19 protein-coding genes and 2 tRNA genes are annotated in these 15,043 nt (G+C 71.8%); 13 read left to right on the top strand and 8 right to left on the bottom strand.

Going from position 1 to position 15,043, the window contains the following annotated elements:
• Positions 1-117 precede the first annotated feature (117 nt).
• A complete protein-coding gene (locus GNT64_RS04995) occupies positions 118-525 on the top strand; it encodes a hypothetical protein (RefSeq protein ID WP_231639276.1) in 408 nt (135 codons plus the stop codon).
• Here GNT64_RS04995 and GNT64_RS04990 read toward each other — a convergent pair.
• Entirely contained in the window at positions 486-2,543 is a 2,058-nt protein-coding gene (locus GNT64_RS04990; RefSeq protein WP_231639274.1) for a putative bifunctional diguanylate cyclase/phosphodiesterase, read from the bottom strand. The two genes, GNT64_RS04995 and GNT64_RS04990, sit on opposite strands and share 40 nt — an antisense overlap.
• 109 nt (positions 2,544-2,652) lie before the next feature.
• On the opposite strand from GNT64_RS04990, the gene moaA reads away from it, so the two are divergent.
• The 3 genes from moaA to GNT64_RS04975 all read left to right on the top strand — a co-directional run bounded on the left by moaA (position 2,653) and on the right by GNT64_RS04975 (position 4,580).
• Entirely contained in the window at positions 2,653-3,666 is a 1,014-nt protein-coding gene (gene moaA / locus GNT64_RS04985; RefSeq protein ID WP_156678506.1) for a GTP 3',8-cyclase MoaA, read from the top strand.
• Complete coding sequence (locus GNT64_RS04980) at positions 3,663-4,439, top strand: NAD kinase (RefSeq protein ID WP_156678505.1); 777 nt, start codon at positions 3,663-3,665, stop codon at positions 4,437-4,439. Before moaA ends, GNT64_RS04980 begins: the two co-directional genes overlap by 4 nt.
• 66 nt (positions 4,440-4,505) lie before the next feature.
• A tRNA-Asn gene (locus GNT64_RS04975) sits at positions 4,506-4,580 on the top strand.
• Between the two features lie 71 nt (positions 4,581-4,651).
• Here GNT64_RS04975 and GNT64_RS04970 read toward each other — a convergent pair.
• A tRNA-Ser gene (locus GNT64_RS04970) sits at positions 4,652-4,738 on the bottom strand.
• Positions 4,739-5,128: 390 nt separating this feature from the next.
• On the opposite strand from GNT64_RS04970, the gene GNT64_RS04965 reads away from it, so the two are divergent.
• Entirely contained in the window at positions 5,129-6,496 is a 1,368-nt protein-coding gene (locus GNT64_RS04965; protein WP_156678504.1) for a Hint domain-containing protein, read from the top strand.
• A gap of 136 nt (positions 6,497-6,632) precedes the next feature.
• On the opposite strand, the gene GNT64_RS04960 is transcribed toward GNT64_RS04965, so the two are convergent.
• Both GNT64_RS04960 and GNT64_RS04955 read right to left on the bottom strand, forming a co-directional pair.
• The gene (locus GNT64_RS04960) at positions 6,633-6,803 is read right to left on the bottom strand and encodes a Flp family type IVb pilin (protein ID WP_156678503.1); all 171 of its coding nucleotides are present in this window, start codon (positions 6,801-6,803) and stop codon (positions 6,633-6,635) included.
• Between the two features lie 131 nt (positions 6,804-6,934).
• Entirely contained in the window at positions 6,935-7,114 is a 180-nt protein-coding gene (locus tag GNT64_RS04955) for a Flp family type IVb pilin (RefSeq protein WP_156678502.1), read from the bottom strand.
• A gap of 34 nt (positions 7,115-7,148) precedes the next feature.
• Here GNT64_RS04955 and GNT64_RS04950 point away from each other — a divergent pair, with 34 nt between their 5' ends.
• Positions 7,149-7,565, top strand: coding sequence for a (deoxy)nucleoside triphosphate pyrophosphohydrolase (locus tag GNT64_RS04950; RefSeq protein ID WP_156678501.1), 417 nt, complete (start codon positions 7,149-7,151; stop codon positions 7,563-7,565).
• Positions 7,566-7,648: 83 nt separating this feature from the next.
• Here the strand turns inward: GNT64_RS04950 and GNT64_RS04945 are convergent, their stop codons facing one another.
• Positions 7,649-8,527, bottom strand: a complete 879-nt coding sequence (locus tag GNT64_RS04945) for a class I SAM-dependent methyltransferase (RefSeq protein WP_156678500.1) — start codon at positions 8,525-8,527, stop codon at positions 7,649-7,651.
• Between the two features lie 42 nt (positions 8,528-8,569).
• On the opposite strand from GNT64_RS04945, the gene GNT64_RS04940 reads away from it, so the two are divergent.
• Genes GNT64_RS04940 through GNT64_RS04910 form a run of 7 tightly spaced genes read left to right on the top strand, consistent with a single transcriptional unit; the run spans position 8,570 to position 12,984 of the window.
• Positions 8,570-9,340, top strand: a complete 771-nt coding sequence (locus tag GNT64_RS04940; protein WP_156678499.1) for a ComF family protein — start codon at positions 8,570-8,572, stop codon at positions 9,338-9,340.
• A gap of 42 nt (positions 9,341-9,382) precedes the next feature.
• Positions 9,383-9,640 carry a glutaredoxin 3 gene (gene grxC / locus GNT64_RS04935; RefSeq protein WP_156678498.1) on the top strand — a complete coding sequence of 86 codons (258 nt, stop codon included), beginning with the start codon at positions 9,383-9,385 and terminating at the stop codon, positions 9,638-9,640.
• Positions 9,640-10,470 carry a carbon-nitrogen hydrolase family protein gene (locus GNT64_RS04930; RefSeq protein WP_156678497.1) on the top strand — a complete coding sequence of 277 codons (831 nt, stop codon included), beginning with the start codon at positions 9,640-9,642 and terminating at the stop codon, positions 10,468-10,470. Before grxC ends, GNT64_RS04930 begins: the two co-directional genes overlap by 1 nt.
• Positions 10,467-10,928, top strand: coding sequence for a DUF1178 family protein (locus GNT64_RS04925; protein ID WP_156678496.1), 462 nt, complete (start codon positions 10,467-10,469; stop codon positions 10,926-10,928). Before GNT64_RS04930 ends, GNT64_RS04925 begins: the two co-directional genes overlap by 4 nt.
• Positions 10,929-10,931: 3 nt before the next feature.
• A complete protein-coding gene (gene nhaA, locus GNT64_RS04920; protein ID WP_422396619.1) occupies positions 10,932-12,119 on the top strand; it encodes a Na+/H+ antiporter NhaA in 1,188 nt (395 codons plus the stop codon).
• A gap of 19 nt (positions 12,120-12,138) precedes the next feature.
• The gene (locus GNT64_RS04915) at positions 12,139-12,342 is read left to right on the top strand and encodes a hypothetical protein (RefSeq protein WP_156678495.1); all 204 of its coding nucleotides are present in this window, start codon (positions 12,139-12,141) and stop codon (positions 12,340-12,342) included.
• Between the two features lie 9 nt (positions 12,343-12,351).
• The gene (locus GNT64_RS04910) at positions 12,352-12,984 is read left to right on the top strand and encodes a CAP domain-containing protein (protein ID WP_156678494.1); all 633 of its coding nucleotides are present in this window, start codon (positions 12,352-12,354) and stop codon (positions 12,982-12,984) included.
• A gap of 12 nt (positions 12,985-12,996) precedes the next feature.
• Here GNT64_RS04910 and alr read toward each other — a convergent pair whose 3' ends face one another.
• From alr to GNT64_RS04895, 3 genes are read right to left on the bottom strand one after another with little or no spacing between them, the layout of a single operon-like run.
• Entirely contained in the window at positions 12,997-14,139 is a 1,143-nt protein-coding gene (alr, locus tag GNT64_RS04905; protein ID WP_156678493.1) for an alanine racemase, read from the bottom strand.
• A 37-nt stretch (positions 14,140-14,176) separates the two neighbouring features.
• Positions 14,177-14,404 carry a hypothetical protein gene (locus GNT64_RS04900; protein ID WP_156678492.1) on the bottom strand — a complete coding sequence of 76 codons (228 nt, stop codon included), beginning with the start codon at positions 14,402-14,404 and terminating at the stop codon, positions 14,177-14,179.
• Positions 14,401-15,000, bottom strand: a complete 600-nt coding sequence (locus GNT64_RS04895) for a thymidine kinase (RefSeq protein ID WP_156678491.1) — start codon at positions 14,998-15,000, stop codon at positions 14,401-14,403. Before GNT64_RS04895 ends, GNT64_RS04900 begins: the two co-directional genes overlap by 4 nt.
• Positions 15,001-15,043 lie beyond the last annotated feature (43 nt).

Here is a 15,043-nt window from a genome sequence, read left to right as displayed (position 1 = left end):
ACTGGATCGACATCGAGCGGATCAAGTCGGTTTACTCGCATGTGATGAAACCGCTCATCCTGAGGAGCCATTGCGGGCATCAGGGTTCGTTAACCGTCCCGGGGCATGATTAACCACATGACGCTGCATGATCGACTCGCCCTCGTCGCCCGCATCGCCGCCTGCGCGCTCGCCGGCAGCGCGGCCGGGTTCGTCGCCTGGGCGATCGGTGCGCTCGGGCTCGGCAGCCTCGTGTGGGCGGCGCCGCTGGTGCTGGTGGCGGCGCTGCTGTTCGGCCTGCCCTCGTTCGGCCTGCTGCTGGCGATCGGCCTGGTCTTCGCCCGCTCCATCCGCCGCCATACCGCCGGCTGGTGCATTGCCCTGCCGGTCGCCGCGATGGCGGCCTGGCGCATCGCCGCGCCGGATGCGGCGTTCCCGCCGGAGGGGCTGTCGCTCGTCGCGCTCTGCGCCGCCGCCTCCTCCGCCCTGTTCTTCGGCTGGATGCGCTACTCGGCCGGCCCGCGCGCCGGCCTTGCCGCCGCCTGATCGACCAGGGCGGAAAGCGAAGCCTCGTCGATCGGCGGCGAGCACAGGAAGCCCTGATAATAGTTGCACCCGTCGGCCGCCAGCAACGCCAGCTGCGCCTCCGTCTCCACCCCTTCGGCCACCACCGCCAGGCCCAGCGAGCGCGCCATCTCGATCACGCCGCGCACCACCACGCGATCGCGCGGCGATCCGGCGATGTCCTCGGCCAGCCGCTTGTCGATCTTGAGATAATCGAGCGGCAGCGCCTTCAGATAGGCGAGGCTCGAATAGCCGGTGCCGAAATCGTCCGCCGCCACGCGCAGGCCGCCGGCGCGCAGCTGCGCCAGCAGGCCGGCGGCCTGGCCCAGATCGTCGATCAGCCCGCTCTCCGTCAGCTCCACCGTCAGCCGCGCGCGCGGGAAGCCGCTGGCATCGACCATCGCGAGGAAACGGTCGGCGAAGCCGGGCTGGGCGACGTCCGATGCGGTCACGTTCACCGCCAGCCGCAGCCGCCCGAGCGTGGACGGCCATGCCGCCGCCCGGGCCAGTGCTCTCGCCTGCACATGTTCGGACAGCGGCACCAGATAGTCGGATCGCTCCGCCACCGAGAACAGGGTCTCGGCGCCGATCTCGCCCAGATCGGGGTGCCGCCAGCGCGCCAGCGCCTCCACCCCCACGATCGCGCGCGTCGCGATCGAGACCTGCGGCTGGAACAGCAGCTCGATCTCCTCGCGCGCCAGCGCCTCGCGCAGATCGGCCTCCAGCCGGCCGTGATGGGCGGCGGCCGCCTCCCCGCTCGCGTCGAGCACGCGGATCGCGCCCGGCTCGGCCGATCGCGCCTGGGCCAGCGCCGCGCCGGCCCGGCGCAGCATCGCCTCGCCGTCGTCGCCCGGCTCGGCGGCGGCGATGCCGATGCGGCATGACAGCCGGGCGATCCGCTCGCCCGCGGCGAACGGCTGGGTGATCGCCACCGCCAGCCGATCGGCCAGCGCCGTCGCCTCGGCCATCGTCGCGCCGCCATCCATCGCGACGGCGAACTCGGTGCCGCCGATGCGCGCCACGCATGTCGGCCGGCCATAGCCGTCCGCCGCCTGCCGCTCGATCCGGCGGGCGACGCCGCGCAGCAGCGCATCGCCCGCCACCGTGCCGTAGGCGGAGTTCACCACCTCGAACCGGCCGAGCGCCAGCAGGATCAGGATGCAGCCCGGCCGGTCCGCCTCCGGCGGGGAGGCTTCGATCCAGCGGCGCAGGCCGGCATCGTCGGTCAGCCCGGTCAGCGAATCGCGGCTGCGCCCATCCCGGTCGGGTCGCTCCTCCAGCGCCTCGATCCGCGCGACGACGGCGCCGTCCTCGGCCAGGTTCAGGTGGTGGGCGATGCGACCGCCCGGCATCTCGTGCGCGAAGGCGGTCGGCCGGCGATCGGCGAGCAGCCGCGCGATCGAGCGGCGGGCGACGTGCAGGCCGACGGCGCCCAGCAACCGCGCCGCCTCCGCCAGCGGCAGCCGCTCGCCGCTCAGGCCCAGGCGGCGGGCGAGCGGCGGCGCCACGCGCAGGTGCGGCTCGCCCGGCAGCCAGCGCCAGCCCTCCGCCTCGCCGTCGATCAGCGCCGCCCGGTCGCGCAGCGATCGCCGGCCGCCGGCCAGCCGCTCGGCGTGGCGCGCGGCGAAGCGCAGCGCCTGGACGAACTCGATCTCGCCGAACGGCGACATCAGGAAGTGCGTCGCCCCCGCGGCGTGCAGCCGCTCCAGCCGGGTGAGGTCGTGGCGGTCGAGCAGCACCAGCAGCGCCGCCGCGTTCGCCTCCACCACCGGCCCCAGCGCGCGCGCCGCCGCGAGCCCGTCGTCGAAGGCGTCGCGCGCGTCGACCACCGCGATCGATGCGCCGCTGCCGACGAAGCGCCGCGCCGCCGCCCCCGCCCGCCGCGCCGCGATCACCGGCCAGCCGGCCTCGCCCGCCACGGCGGCCAGCGCATCGCGATGGTGGAAGGACAGCATGAAGATCGGCGAGCCCGCCGCCGGCGGCGGATCGGCCCGCACCATCTCGTCTCGATACTCCCTCGATCGCATAGGCGTTGCTACCCGCCCGCAGCCCCGCCGCCAATCCCGATCGCGCTTGCCGGCCGCCGTGCCGCGCCCTACCTAGCAGGCGATGACCGTCGCGCCGCCACCCACGAGGTCCCTCACCGACAGCTTCGGCCGCCGGATCACCTATCTGCGCCTGTCCGTCACCGATCGCTGCGATCTGCGCTGCCGCTACTGCATGTCGGAGGCGATGACCTTCCTGCCGCGCGCGGAGGTGCTGACGATCGAGGAGCTGGCGGACGTGGCGGAGGCGTTCATCGCCCGCGGCGTCACCAAGATCCGGCTGACCGGCGGCGAGCCGCTGATCCGCCGCGGCGCGCCCACGCTTGCCCGCATGATCGGCCGGCACATCGGCCAGGGGCTGGACGAGCTGACCCTCACCACCAACGGCACCCAGCTCGTCCGCCAGTCGGCCGATCTGTTCGCCGCCGGCATCCGCCGGATCAACGTCAGCCTCGATTCGTGTGATCCCGATCGCTTCCGCCTCATCACTCGCTGGGGCAAGGTGGAAGAGGTGCTGGAAGGGATCGCCGCTGCGAAGGCCGCCGGCCTCCACGTCAAGATCAACATGGTGGCGCTGAAGGGCCTGAACGAGGACGAGATCGAGCCGATGCTGCGCTGGTGCGCGGCCGAGGGGCACGATCTGACCCTGATCGAGACGATGCCGCTCGGCAGCATCGACGAGGACCGCACCGATCGTTACCTGCCGCTCGATGCCGTGCAGCGGCGCCTGGCCGAACGCTTCACCCTCACCCCGCTGGACGATCGCACCGGCGGCCCGGCGCGCTACCACCGCGTCGAGGAGCTCGGCGCCCGCATCGGCCTCATCACGCCGCTCACCCAGAACTTCTGCGCCGGCTGCAACCGTGTCCGCGTCACCGCCTCCGGCCGGCTCTATCTCTGCCTCGGCCACGACGATCGCGTCGACCTGAAGGCGGCGCTGCGCGAAGGCGGCCGCCCGGCGCTGGATGCGCTGCTGGACGGCGCGATGGCGATCAAGCCGCTGAAGCACGCCTTCCGGATCGATCGTCGCGCCGATGCGCCCGCCGTCGCCCGCCACATGAGCGTCACCGGCGGATGACGGTCGAGCACCGGCTCGCCCTGATCGCATCGCCCACGCCGCAGGCCCAGGAGGCCGCGACGCAGCTGCGCGACCGCTACGAGTGGGTGCCGATCGAGCAGGCGACGATGGCCGTCGCACTCGGCGGTGACGGCTTCCTGCTGCAGACGCTTCACGGCATGCTGGAGCGGCGCCGCATCCTGCCCGTGTTCGGCATGAACCTCGGCACCGTCGGCTTCCTGATGAACGAGTGGAGCGCCGACCTGCTGGAGAACCGCATCGGCCGCGCCAAGACCTTCTCCGTCACGCCGCTGCGCATGGATGCCGTGACGGTGGACGGGGAGCGCATCTCCTACCCCGCGATCAACGAGATCTCGCTGCTGCGCGAGACGCGGCAGACCGCCAAGCTGGAGGTGATCGTCAACGAGCGCGTCGTAATACCGGAGCTGGTGTGCGACGGCGTGCTCGCCTCCACCCCGGCCGGCTCCACCGCCTACAATCTCTCCGCGCAGGGGCCGATCCTGCCGCTCGACTCGGCGCTGATCGCGCTCACCCCGATCAGCCCGTTCCGCCCGCGCCGCTGGCGTGGCGCCATCCTGCCGGAACGCACGCGCATCGCCTTCCGCGTGCTCGATCCGATCAAGCGCCCGGTCAGCGCCGTGGCCGATCAGGCGGAGGTGCGCGACGTCTCCACCGTCAGCGTCGCGATCGATCGGTCGAGCACGCTCACCCTGCTGTTCGATCCCGAACATGCGCTGGACGACCGCATCACGATGGAGCAGTTCGCCACCTGAAATCGCCCGGCGATAGGTGCTTGCCACCCCGCCGAAGCCGCTGCTATAGGCGCGCCTCGCTGTCGTTCCCTGATAGCTCAGCGGTAGAGCTCTCGACTGTTAATCGAGCGGCCGTAGGTTCGAATCCTACTCAGGGAGCCAGCGACATCCCGATGATCATAGAGTTTCGCGTGGTCGCCCGGCTGCGGCGACGCCGGTGTCGCGCCGCCCGGCGGGCGGGGTGGGATTCGAACCCACGGTGAGCTTGCACCCACGGCGGTTTTCAAGACCGCTGCCTTAAACCACTCGGCCACCCGCCCGTGTGCCGGCGTCTATTATGGCGCGGGCGGCGTGGCAAGCGAACCGGGGCGACCGGGCGGGCGAGGTCGCGCGCCGGCAGGCACGGCTTCGATCCGCTTCACCTGATCCGGAATGGAGTAATCTGTGCCCGATCGCATCTCCCACTCAGCCGTGCGATGTTGCGACAGCCACTTTCAAGTATAGACCAGATATGGGACTGTGTTTGCAGGCTACAGATTTGCTCCATATCCGCTCATTATCAATGGTTCTATTGTGGGTTATGGGCGGGTTAACCATCATCCTCGCTCGATTAAACCTTCCGTTAACCTGCATCCGCCAGCTTTCCCCCGCGTCGCCAGACCATCGGCTCGATTCTGTCGCAGCGCTGTAAGGGACCAGGGAGACTTCGGATGGCAGTCACGTTCAACAACACCGTATTCGGCGCAGCGCAGGCGACGACCGGCGCCTACCTGCTCAACACCTTCACCGGCACCAGCCTGCTGAGCGGGCTCACCCCGGTGACGATCAACGGCAGCATCGATCTGCCAGGATCGGTCGTGCAGGTGCCGTCGATCAGCATCGCCGGCGTCACCTCGGTCGGCGCGCAGGGCACCTATCTCGGCTATTCGGCAGCGTCGGGCGGAAACTACGTCTACTATTTCGCCGTCACCGCCGCGAACATCATCACCCCGGTGGTCATCGGCGTCACCGGCGCCCCGGCGCTGCCCGCGCTGAACGTGGCCACGCCCGTGCTCAACGCCAACGTCACCGCACCGATCGGGCCGAACACCCCATGCTATGCGGCGGGCACGCTGATCCGCACGGTGCGCGGCGAGGTGGCGGTCGAGGATCTCGCGATCGGCGACGAGGTGATCACCGCCTCGGGCGGGCGCCGGCCGATAATCTGGCTCGGCCATCGCCGCACCGATTGCGCCGGCCATCCCGAGCCGGAGCTGGTGCAGCCGATCCGCATCACCGCCAACGCGGTCGCGCCCGGCATGCCGGCGCGGGATCTGCGCATCTCGCCCGATCACGCGCTGTTCTTCGATACGGTGCTGGTGCAGGCCCGCTTCCTCGTCAACGGCAGCACGATCCTGCGCGAGAATGTGGATGCCGTGACCTACTGGCATGTCGAGCTGGAGACGCACGACATCCTCGTCGCCGAGAACATGCCGTCGGAGAGCTTCCTCGACGTCGGCAACCGCTGGGCCTTCGCGGAAGGTGGCGCCGTCGCCGCGCTGCACCCGCGCTTCGAGGGGGCGGAGGCCGCTGGCCACTGCGCGCCGCTGGTGACGGAGGGCGAGCGCCTGATCGCGATCCGCGCCTGGCTGACCGAGCGGGCGCGGCACCTGGGCGCGCGCATGACGGCCGATCCGGCGATCCAGCTGCTGGCGGACAACATCCTCGTCACGCCGCTGGCGGTGAACGACGGCTGCTTCGTCTACGCCGTGCCGGAGGGTGCAGAGGCGCTGCGGCTGGTGTCGCGCACCGCCGTGCCGGCCGAGACGCTGCTGGAATCGACCGACACGCGCCGGCTGGGCATCTGCGTCACCGCCCTCCAGCTGGACGGCGCCGACATCGAGCTCGACGATCCGCGCCTGGCCGACGGCTGGAACACGGTCGAGGACGGCTTCCGCTGGACCAGCGGCGAGGCGACGCTGCCCCTCGCCCGCTCGGTCATGCTGCGCGCGCACGGCCTGCCGGCCTATCCGGTGGCGGCGCCCCGGCTCTGCGAGGATGTGGCGCGCCCCGTCATGCCGCTGTCGCGGGCCGGCTGAGCAGCCTGATCCCGAACATGGGCGGGCGGCGGAGCGATCCGCCGCCCGCTTTTTTATGGGCGATCGTGGCGGACACGGAAAAGGGCGGCGGAACCCGGTTCCGCCGCCCCGATCTCTTCGCCTTGCGGCGCCGGTGTTACGTGCCGGACTTCATGTTCGACGTGACGTTGTTGAACGTCTTGTTCAGCTGGCTGCCCAGCGCCGACATGGTCGTGATCGCGGCAACCGCGATCAGGGCGGCGATCAGACCGTATTCGATCGCGGTCGCGCCCTTGGTGTCCTTCAACATCTGACGAATCTTCTGCATACTGGTCTCCTGTCTCGTTCCAGATCTGGGATGTTCCACGTCCCCGCCGCGCCGATATTGACCGGATAGGCAGGACTTCATCTAGACGGCCGAGGTTTCCGAACATTTAACGGCACGATCGTGATTGATGGTTAACTTGCCGCCGTCACCTTGTCGGCGACATTGGTCCAGATCTCGTGGTTCGCGCGGCCGAGCAGCTCGATCGCGGCGAAGATCGCCAGCACTACCAAGGCCACCAGGAAGCCATATTCCACCGATGCCCCGCCCCGCCGGCAGCGCCGCAGCTTGCGGCCGGCGCGCCGACACGCCATGGCCGCGCCGGCGATAGCGCGGGGCAGGAAACGGATGGACGAGGACAGCGGACCGCTCATGCTGCCGGTCGTCGCGGTGGCGCTGGTCGATGCCGACGGGCGGGTGCTGTTGCAGCAGCGGCCGCCGGGCCGGTCGATGGCCGGCCTGTGGGAGTTTCCCGGCGGCAAGATGGAGGCGGGCGAGACGCCGGAGGCTGCGCTGATCCGCGAGTTGCGCGAGGAGCTAGGATTGGACGTGGAGGCGGCGTGCCTCGCCCCGGCCACGTTCGCCAGCGCGGCGCTCGGCGATCGCCACCTGCTGCTGCTGCTCTACGCCTGCCGCAAGTGGCGCGGCCAGCCGCGGCCGCTGCATGCCACGGCGCTGCGCTGGGTGCGGCCGGTGGAGATGCACGGCCTGCCGATGCCGCCGGCAGACCGGCCGATGATCGGCCTGATCGAGGCGCTGATCTGACACGGCACAGGGTTACGATCGGCATAACCTTCGCCTAGCAGCGCCTGCCGCGATTCGCGCTGACAAGCGTGGTGAACGCCGCGTCAATCCTTTCGCGGGCGGGGCAGCGCGCTTGCCAGAGACTGGCTGCCGCTGCCCCGCCGCGCCGGCCCGGGCTGGCTTGGCGCGGGCGCCCACCCGGTCAGGAACACGATCTCGAACCGCTCGCGCACGCGCCCGTCCGCGGCGGCGCCTTCGGCGAAGTGCGCCATCGCGGCGGCGATCCGCGCACGGTCCAGCGGCGGCGCGGCGCGATCCAGCAGCATGTTCGTCGCCGCCATGCCGCGCAGGTCGGCCATCAGCCGCAGCACGTCGCCGTAGCGCACGTCCAGACCCTCCCCGTCCGCCACCGGCAGCGCGAAGCCGGCGCGCTGCAGCAGGTCCGCGCCGGCGCGCAGATCGATCTGCGGGTGCATGCGGCTGGCGATCGCGCCGCCCGCCATCATGTCCGCCGCGATCAGCGCCCCGCGCAGGCCGGCCAGGCTCCCGGCGCCGACGAAGCCGCCCAGGAACAGACCGTCCGGCCGCAGCACGCGCCGGATGAGGGCCAGCGCCCCGGGCAGGTCGTTCACCTGATCGAGCACACCGGCAGACACCACCAGATCGAACGATCCGTCGGCGAACGGCAGGCGATCCTCGTCGCACTGCACGCCATGCGCGGCGACGGCGAAGCCGAAGCCGGCATCGGCGGAGACCACCCGCATCCCACGCCCGCGCAGCGCGGCGGAGAGGCTGCCGTCGGCGCAGCCGAGATCGAGCGCGTCGGCGAAGGTGCGCGTCACCAGGTCCAGCCGCTCGATCAGGCTCTCGACGATATGGTCGCGCAGGAAGGCGTGGTCGGCATGGCTCGCCACCGCGCGATCGCGCTTCCGCCGGCGGCGCGCGCGATCGAAAATCTCCGGGCCTTGCGCTGGCATGGTCATGCCCGGCTTGTGCCCGCAGCGCCGGTGCGGAACAAGCGGCGGATGGCCGCCCCGCTCGCCACCGTCGCATCCGGCCTCCGCACGGCGGCGGCTGCCGGCATCGCCTTCGCTCTGCCGCCGCGCTGCCCCGGCTGCGGCACGGTGACGGCCGCCGATCACGATTTCTGCGCGTCCTGCTGGCAGTCGCTCGACTTTCAGGACGGACCCGCCTGCGAGACCTGCGGCCTCCCCTTCGCCGTCGATCAGGGGCCGGGCGCGCGCTGCGACCGCTGCCTCGCCGATCCGCCGGCGATCGACGGTATGCGCGCCGCCGTCGCCTATGGCGATATCCCGCGCCGGATCGCCCTGCGGCTGAAGCATGGCCGCCGCCCGGGTCTGGCCGAGACGATCGCCCGCCGGCTGCAGCGGATCGCCGGGCCGGCCGATGCGCTGGTCGTCCCCGTGCCGCTCCACCGCTGGCGGATCTGGTCGCGCGGCTACAACCAGTCGGCGCTGATCGGCCGCGCCCTCGCCCGGCGCACGGGCATGGCGTTCGCGCCCGATACCGTCCAGCGCGTGCGGGCGACGCCCAGCCTCGGCGGTCACGGCCGGTCGGCCCGCGCGCGCATCGTGCAGTCCGTGTTCGCCGTGCGCGATCCGGCGGCGGTGCACGGCCGCGACATCCTGCTGATCGACGACGTCTTCACCACCGGCGCCACCGCCAATGCCTGCGCCCACGCGCTGAAGCGGGCCGGCGCGGGCGGTGTTCGGCTGCTCTGCTGGGCCCGCGTGCCGCTGGAAGGCGTTGAGGATGCTCGCGCGATTGACAATTAGCCGCCACCAAATCACGCGTGGCCGCAGGCGAAAGGAACAGCGATGGCCAAGGTCGAGATCTACACCAAGTTCATGTGCCCCTACTGCACGCGCGCAAAGTCGCTGCTGGCCGGCAAGGGTGTCGAGTTCGAGGAGATCGACATCACCATGGGCGGCCCGAAGCGGCAGGAGATGCTGGCTCGCGCCAACGGCCGCAGCACGGTGCCGCAGGTGTTCATCGATGGCACCCATGTCGGCGGATCGGACGATCTCGCCGCCCTGGAACGGGCCGGCAAGCTGGATCCGATGCTCGCGGCCTAATGCGCGCGGCGATCTTCCAGAGCCGCACCGGCATCGATCCGGCGGAGAGCGCAGCCGCGCTGACGCAGGCGATCGGCGAGGCCGCCGCGAACGGCGCCGATATGCTGTTCACGCCGGAGATGAGCAACCTGCTGGATCGCGATCGCCCCCGCGCCGCCGCCAGCCTGACCGACGAGGCGCGTGATCCGGTGCTGGCGGCCGTGCGGCAAGCGGCGGCGGCGGCCCGCATCTGGGTGCATCTCGGCTCGCTGGCGCTGGCCGGCGAGCGGGCGGACGGCCGCCTCGTCAACCGGGCCTTCGTGATCGATGGCACCGGCGCCATCCGCGCCCGCTACGACAAGATCCACCTGTTCGACGTGGACCTGCCGACCGGCGAGAGCTGGCGCGAATCCGCGGCCTACGCACCCGGCGAGGGCACGGCCCTGGTCGCCACGCCGTGGGGGCCGCTGGGCCTCAGCATCTGCTACGATCTGCGCTTCCCGGATCTCTATCGCGCGCTCAGCGATGCCGGCGCGACGATGCTGGCGGTGCCGGCCGCCTTCACCGTGCCCACCGGCCAGGCGCACTGGCACGTGCTGCTGCGCGCCCGCGCGATCGAGGCGGGCGCCTTCGTCGTCGCCGCCGCACAGGTGGGCCGGCATCGGGATGGCCGCACCACCTACGGCCACTCGCTCGTCGTCGATCCGTGGGGCGAGGTGCTGCTAGACATGGGCGAGGCGGAGGGCGTCGCCTGCATCGATATCGATGCCGGCCGGATCGCGGAGGTGCGCGGGCGCATCCCGACGCTGCGCCACCGCCGGCCCATCCCGACGCCGGTGCTGGCGCCATGATCGTCTTCGATCTCGCCTGCGCCACCGGCGGCCACGTGTTCGAGGCGTGGTTCGGCTCGACCGACGACTATGACGCGCAGCGTGCGCGCGGCCTGGTCTCCTGCCCGATCTGCGGCGGCGGCGACGTTGCCAAGGCGGTGATGGCGCCGAACGTCGCGCCCAAGGGCAACAGCCGCGCCGTCGTCCGGTCCGCCGGCGCCACCGCCCCGGAACCCTCACCGGAAGCGATGAAGGCGTTCATGACCAAATTGGCCCGGGCACAGAGCAAGGCGCTGGAAGGCTCCGACTATGTCGGCGATCGCTTCGCCGGAGAGGCGCGCGCCATCCACCATGGCGAGGCGGAACAGCGCCCGATCCACGGGGTGGCCACCCCCGTCGAGGCCAAGGGCCTGATCGAGGACGGGGTCTCGATCGCGCCGCTGCCCTTCGCCGTCCGCCCGCCCCGCAGCGACAATTAGCCGGTGATCGCCCTGGCCCGGCCGCGCTCCGTGCTGCGGGCCTTCCTGCGCGCCGAGGCATCCGGCGGCATCGTGCTGATCCTCGCGGCGGTGGCGGCCATGGTGGTGGCAAACGGCCCGCTCGCCGCCCTCTACTTCGCCGCGCTGCATCGCCAGCTCGGCCCGCTCTCGCTGCTGCACTGGATCAACGACGGGCTGATGGCGCTGTTCTTCCTGCTCGTCGGGCTGGAGATCAAGCGCGAGTTCGTCGACGGCCATCTCGCCGCCTGGTCCGATCGGCTGCTGCCGATGATCGCGGCGGCGGGCGGCATGGCGGTGCCGGCACTCGTCTATCTGGCGGTGGCGGCGGGCGAACCGGGGCTGGCGCGCGGCTGGGCGATCCCCTCCGCCACCGATATCGCCTTCGCCATCGGCGTGCTGGCGCTGCTCGGCCGGCGCGCGCCCGCGTCGCTCAAGCTGTTCCTCACCACCGTCGCGATCGTCGACGACATGGGCGCGGTGGCGATCATCGCGCTGGCCTATACCGCATCGATCAGCGGGCCGGCGCTGCTGGCCGCCGCCACGCTGCTGGGCGTGATGTTCGGCCTCAACCGCTTCGGCGTGAAGGCGCTGTGGCCCTATCTGCTGCTGGCCGCCGGCCTGTGGGTGGCGGTGCACGCATCGGGCGTGCACGCCACGGTCGCCGGGGTGCTGGCGGCCTTCGCCATCCCGCTGGAGGCGACGCCCGGCGCGCCGGACTCCCGCCGCTCGCCGCTCCACCGGCTGGAACGCGGGCTGCATCCGTGGGTGGCGTTCGGCGTGGTGCCGCTGTTCGGCTTTGCCAATGCCGGCGTGTCGCTGGCCGGCATCGGCCCGGCGCAGGCGGCGGCGCCGCTGCCGCTGGGCGTGGCGGCGGGCCTCTTCCTGGGCAAGCAGGCGGGCGTGTTCGGCGGCGTGTGGCTGGCCGCGCGCTACGGCCTCGCCCGCCGCCCGGCCGGGGCGCGCTGGTCCCAGGTCTACGGCGTCGCTTTGCTCTGCGGCATCGGCTTCACGATGAGCCTGTTCATCGGTGGCCTCGCTTTCTCCGACCAGCGCCTGATAGACGAGGTGAAGATCGGCGTGCTGCTCGGCTCGATCGTGTCGGCGGCGGCCGGATCGCTGCTGCTGATCGCCGTCGGCCGCGGATCGTCCCGGCCCCTCGCCCGTTCGTGACCCGCAACAAGGAAACGCCATGTCCAGCCTAGCCGACGACTTCCTTACCGAGTGGACCCTGAAGCGCGACAATGCGCCGCTGAGCCATCAGGATGCCGTGCTCGCCGCCGATCGCTGGGAGGCGGAGGCGATCGAGAACGGCGTCGATCCGGACGATCTGCGCGCCGCGGCCGGCGGCGATCTGGTCGCCTACCTGCTGCGGACCTTCGGCACGGAAGACTGATCCGGGCACGTGGCCGTTCCGTTCCTGCTGCTTCCGTTCGCCATGATGCTGGCCGGCACCGCGGCGCCCGATCCTGCCGCCGGGATCGTGGCCGAACTGAACCGCGTGCGCGCCGATCCGCCCGCTTATGCCCGCGAACTCGCCGGATTTCGCCGCCGGTACGCCGGCCGGATCGTGCGGGAAGCGGGCGAGCCGATCGATCGCATCACGGTGGAAGGCGTGGCGGCGCTGGACGAGGCGGTCGCCGCGCTTCGCCGCCAGCCGCCGGTCGGCCCGCTCGCCACGCAGCCCGCGCTCGCCTGGGCGGCCGGCGACCATATCGCGCGGCAGGGATCGGCCGGTCTCCTGGGGCATCTCGGCCCGGAAGGGTCGACCCCGCTCGATCGCGTGCTGAAGCGCGGCCTCAGGCCGTTCGCGGTCGGCGAGGTGATCGCCTACGGCCCGCGCGACGCCGCCGCCGTGGTCCGCGAACTCATCATCGACGATGGCGTGCCCGACCGCAGCCACCGCCTCGCCATCTTCGATCCGGTCTTCTCCCGCGCCGGCGCCGCCTGCGGCCCGCACGCGCGCTTCGGCCTGATGTGCGTCGTCGATCTCGCCAGCGCGGCCGACGCGCCGGTGCGCGCCCGCCCGATCCGCTGACGGGCCGCGAGCTCAGCCGGCGGGCGGCGGCAACGTTATGTAGCGGCGGACATAACGGCGGCCGAGCTGGGTCAGGATCTCGTAGGCGATCGTCTCCGCGTCCCGCGCGACATCGTCGATGCCTTGGTTCGGCCCGAGCAGCTCCACCATGGCGCCCGGCGCCACGGCCGTGTCGGGCAGGCCGGTCACGTCGAACATCATGCTGTCCATCGATATGCGGCCGACGATCGGTACCCGCACGCCGCCGACGAAGCCGGAGCCGACATTGCCGAGCCGGCGGGGCCATCCGTCGGCATAGCCGGTGGCGACGGTGGCGATGCGCCGCGCCCGCTCAGCCGCGCCGGTGAGGCCGTAGCCCAGGCCCGCGCCCGCCGGCAACTCGCGCACCTGGATGATCGGCACGCGCAGATCGACGACGCGCGCCATCTCGCCATCGCGGCCCTCCTGCGGCGTGCCGCCGTACAGGGCGATGCCGGCGCGGGCGAGATCGAACCGCGCCTCGTCGCCGAGGAAGATGCCCGCCGAATTGGCGAGCGACCGCGCCATCGCCGGGAAGCGCGCCGATATCGCCCGAAATCGCGCTATCTGCTGGCCGTTCGTCGCCGCCGCCGGATCGTCGGCGCAGGCGAAATGGCTCATCAGCAGCAGCGGGCGCAGGCGGCCGAGGATCTCCGGCCGATCGAGCAGGGCGTCCACGTCCTCCGATGTCATGCCCAGGCGCGACATGCCGCTGTCGACCTGGATCGCCGCCGGCAACCGGGTGCCGCGATCGCCGGCCAGCGCCGACCAGCGTTCCGCCTGATCGAGCGCGTTCAGCACCGGCACCGCGCCCAGATCGGCGCAGGCCTCCTCCGCGCCCGGTCGCAGGCCGTTCAGCACGTAGAGGTCGCAGCCCGCGCCGATGTGCGGCAGCAGCGTGATCGCCTCGCTTAGCTCCGCCACGAAGAAGCAGGTGCAACCGGCCTGCTTCAGCGCCAGCGCCACCGGCACCGCGCCAAGGCCATAGGCATCCGCCTTCACCACCGCCGCCAGCGGGGCGGGCGCCGCACGCTTGGCCAGCAGGGCGAAATTGGCGACGATCGCCGGCAGGTCCACCGTCAGCGTGGCGGCTGGGAAGGCGGGAACCGCCGGATCGGGCCGTTCGGCGGCGCTCATCATCTGCTCTCCGCAAGGCATGCTGCCGGCCATCGCCTCAGGCCGCTGCCGTCTTGCCGGGCACGGATGCCGCGATTTCGCCCCCGATCACCGCCAGCTCGTCAGCGGCGATGCCGTGGCTCGCGCCGAAGCCGCCGGTATTGGCGCCGCCATCCACCTCGGCGGCGCGGATGTCGCCGCCGTGCGCCGTGATCGGCGATGCCGTGCGGGCCACGATCCCCGACCGGTCGCCGGCGCGGACGCGCAGGACGAGGCGGCCCGTCAAGCGTCAGCCCCCGGTGCGGCCAGCATCTGCGGCGACATGAAGTGGCGGCGGCATACGGCGACGTAGCGTTCGTTGCCGCCGATCTCGGTCTGCGCCCCGCTGCGCGCCGGGCGCCCGGTCTCGTCGATCCGCAGGTTCATCGTCGCCTTGCGGCCGCAGGCGCACACCGCCTTGATCTCCGCCAGCATGTCCGCCAGCGCGAGCAGCCACATGCTCCCCTCGAACAGCCGCGCCTGAAAGTCGGTGCGCAGGCCGTAGGCGAGCACGGGTATGTCCAGCTCGTCGCACACGGCGGCCAGTTGCAGCACCTGCGCCTGGCTGAGGAACTGCGCCTCGTCGATCAGCGCGCAGGCGACCGGCGCCGCGTCATGCTCGGCCGCGATGATCGCGCGGAGATCGGTCGCCGCGTCGAACGGCGCCGCCGGTGCGGAGATGCCGATGCGCGAGGCGATCACGCCCGTGCCGTAGCGATCGTCCACCGCGGCGGTGAACAGCAGCACGCGCATGCCGCGCTCGCGATAGTTGAACGCCGCCTGCAGCAGGGTGGTCGATTTGCCGGCGTTCATCGACGCGTAGTAGAAATAGAGCTTGGCCATGCGCCCCTCTCCCACGCGCATCCGCGCCGGACAAGCGGGTGCG

It is taken from the genome of Sphingomonas profundi, assembly GCF_009739515.1.
Classification (GTDB): Bacteria; Pseudomonadota; Alphaproteobacteria; order Sphingomonadales; family Sphingomonadaceae; genus Alterirhizorhabdus; species Alterirhizorhabdus profundi.
The sequence above is the reverse complement of the archived record's forward strand: the minus strand, read 5'-3'. Positions and strand labels throughout refer to the sequence as shown.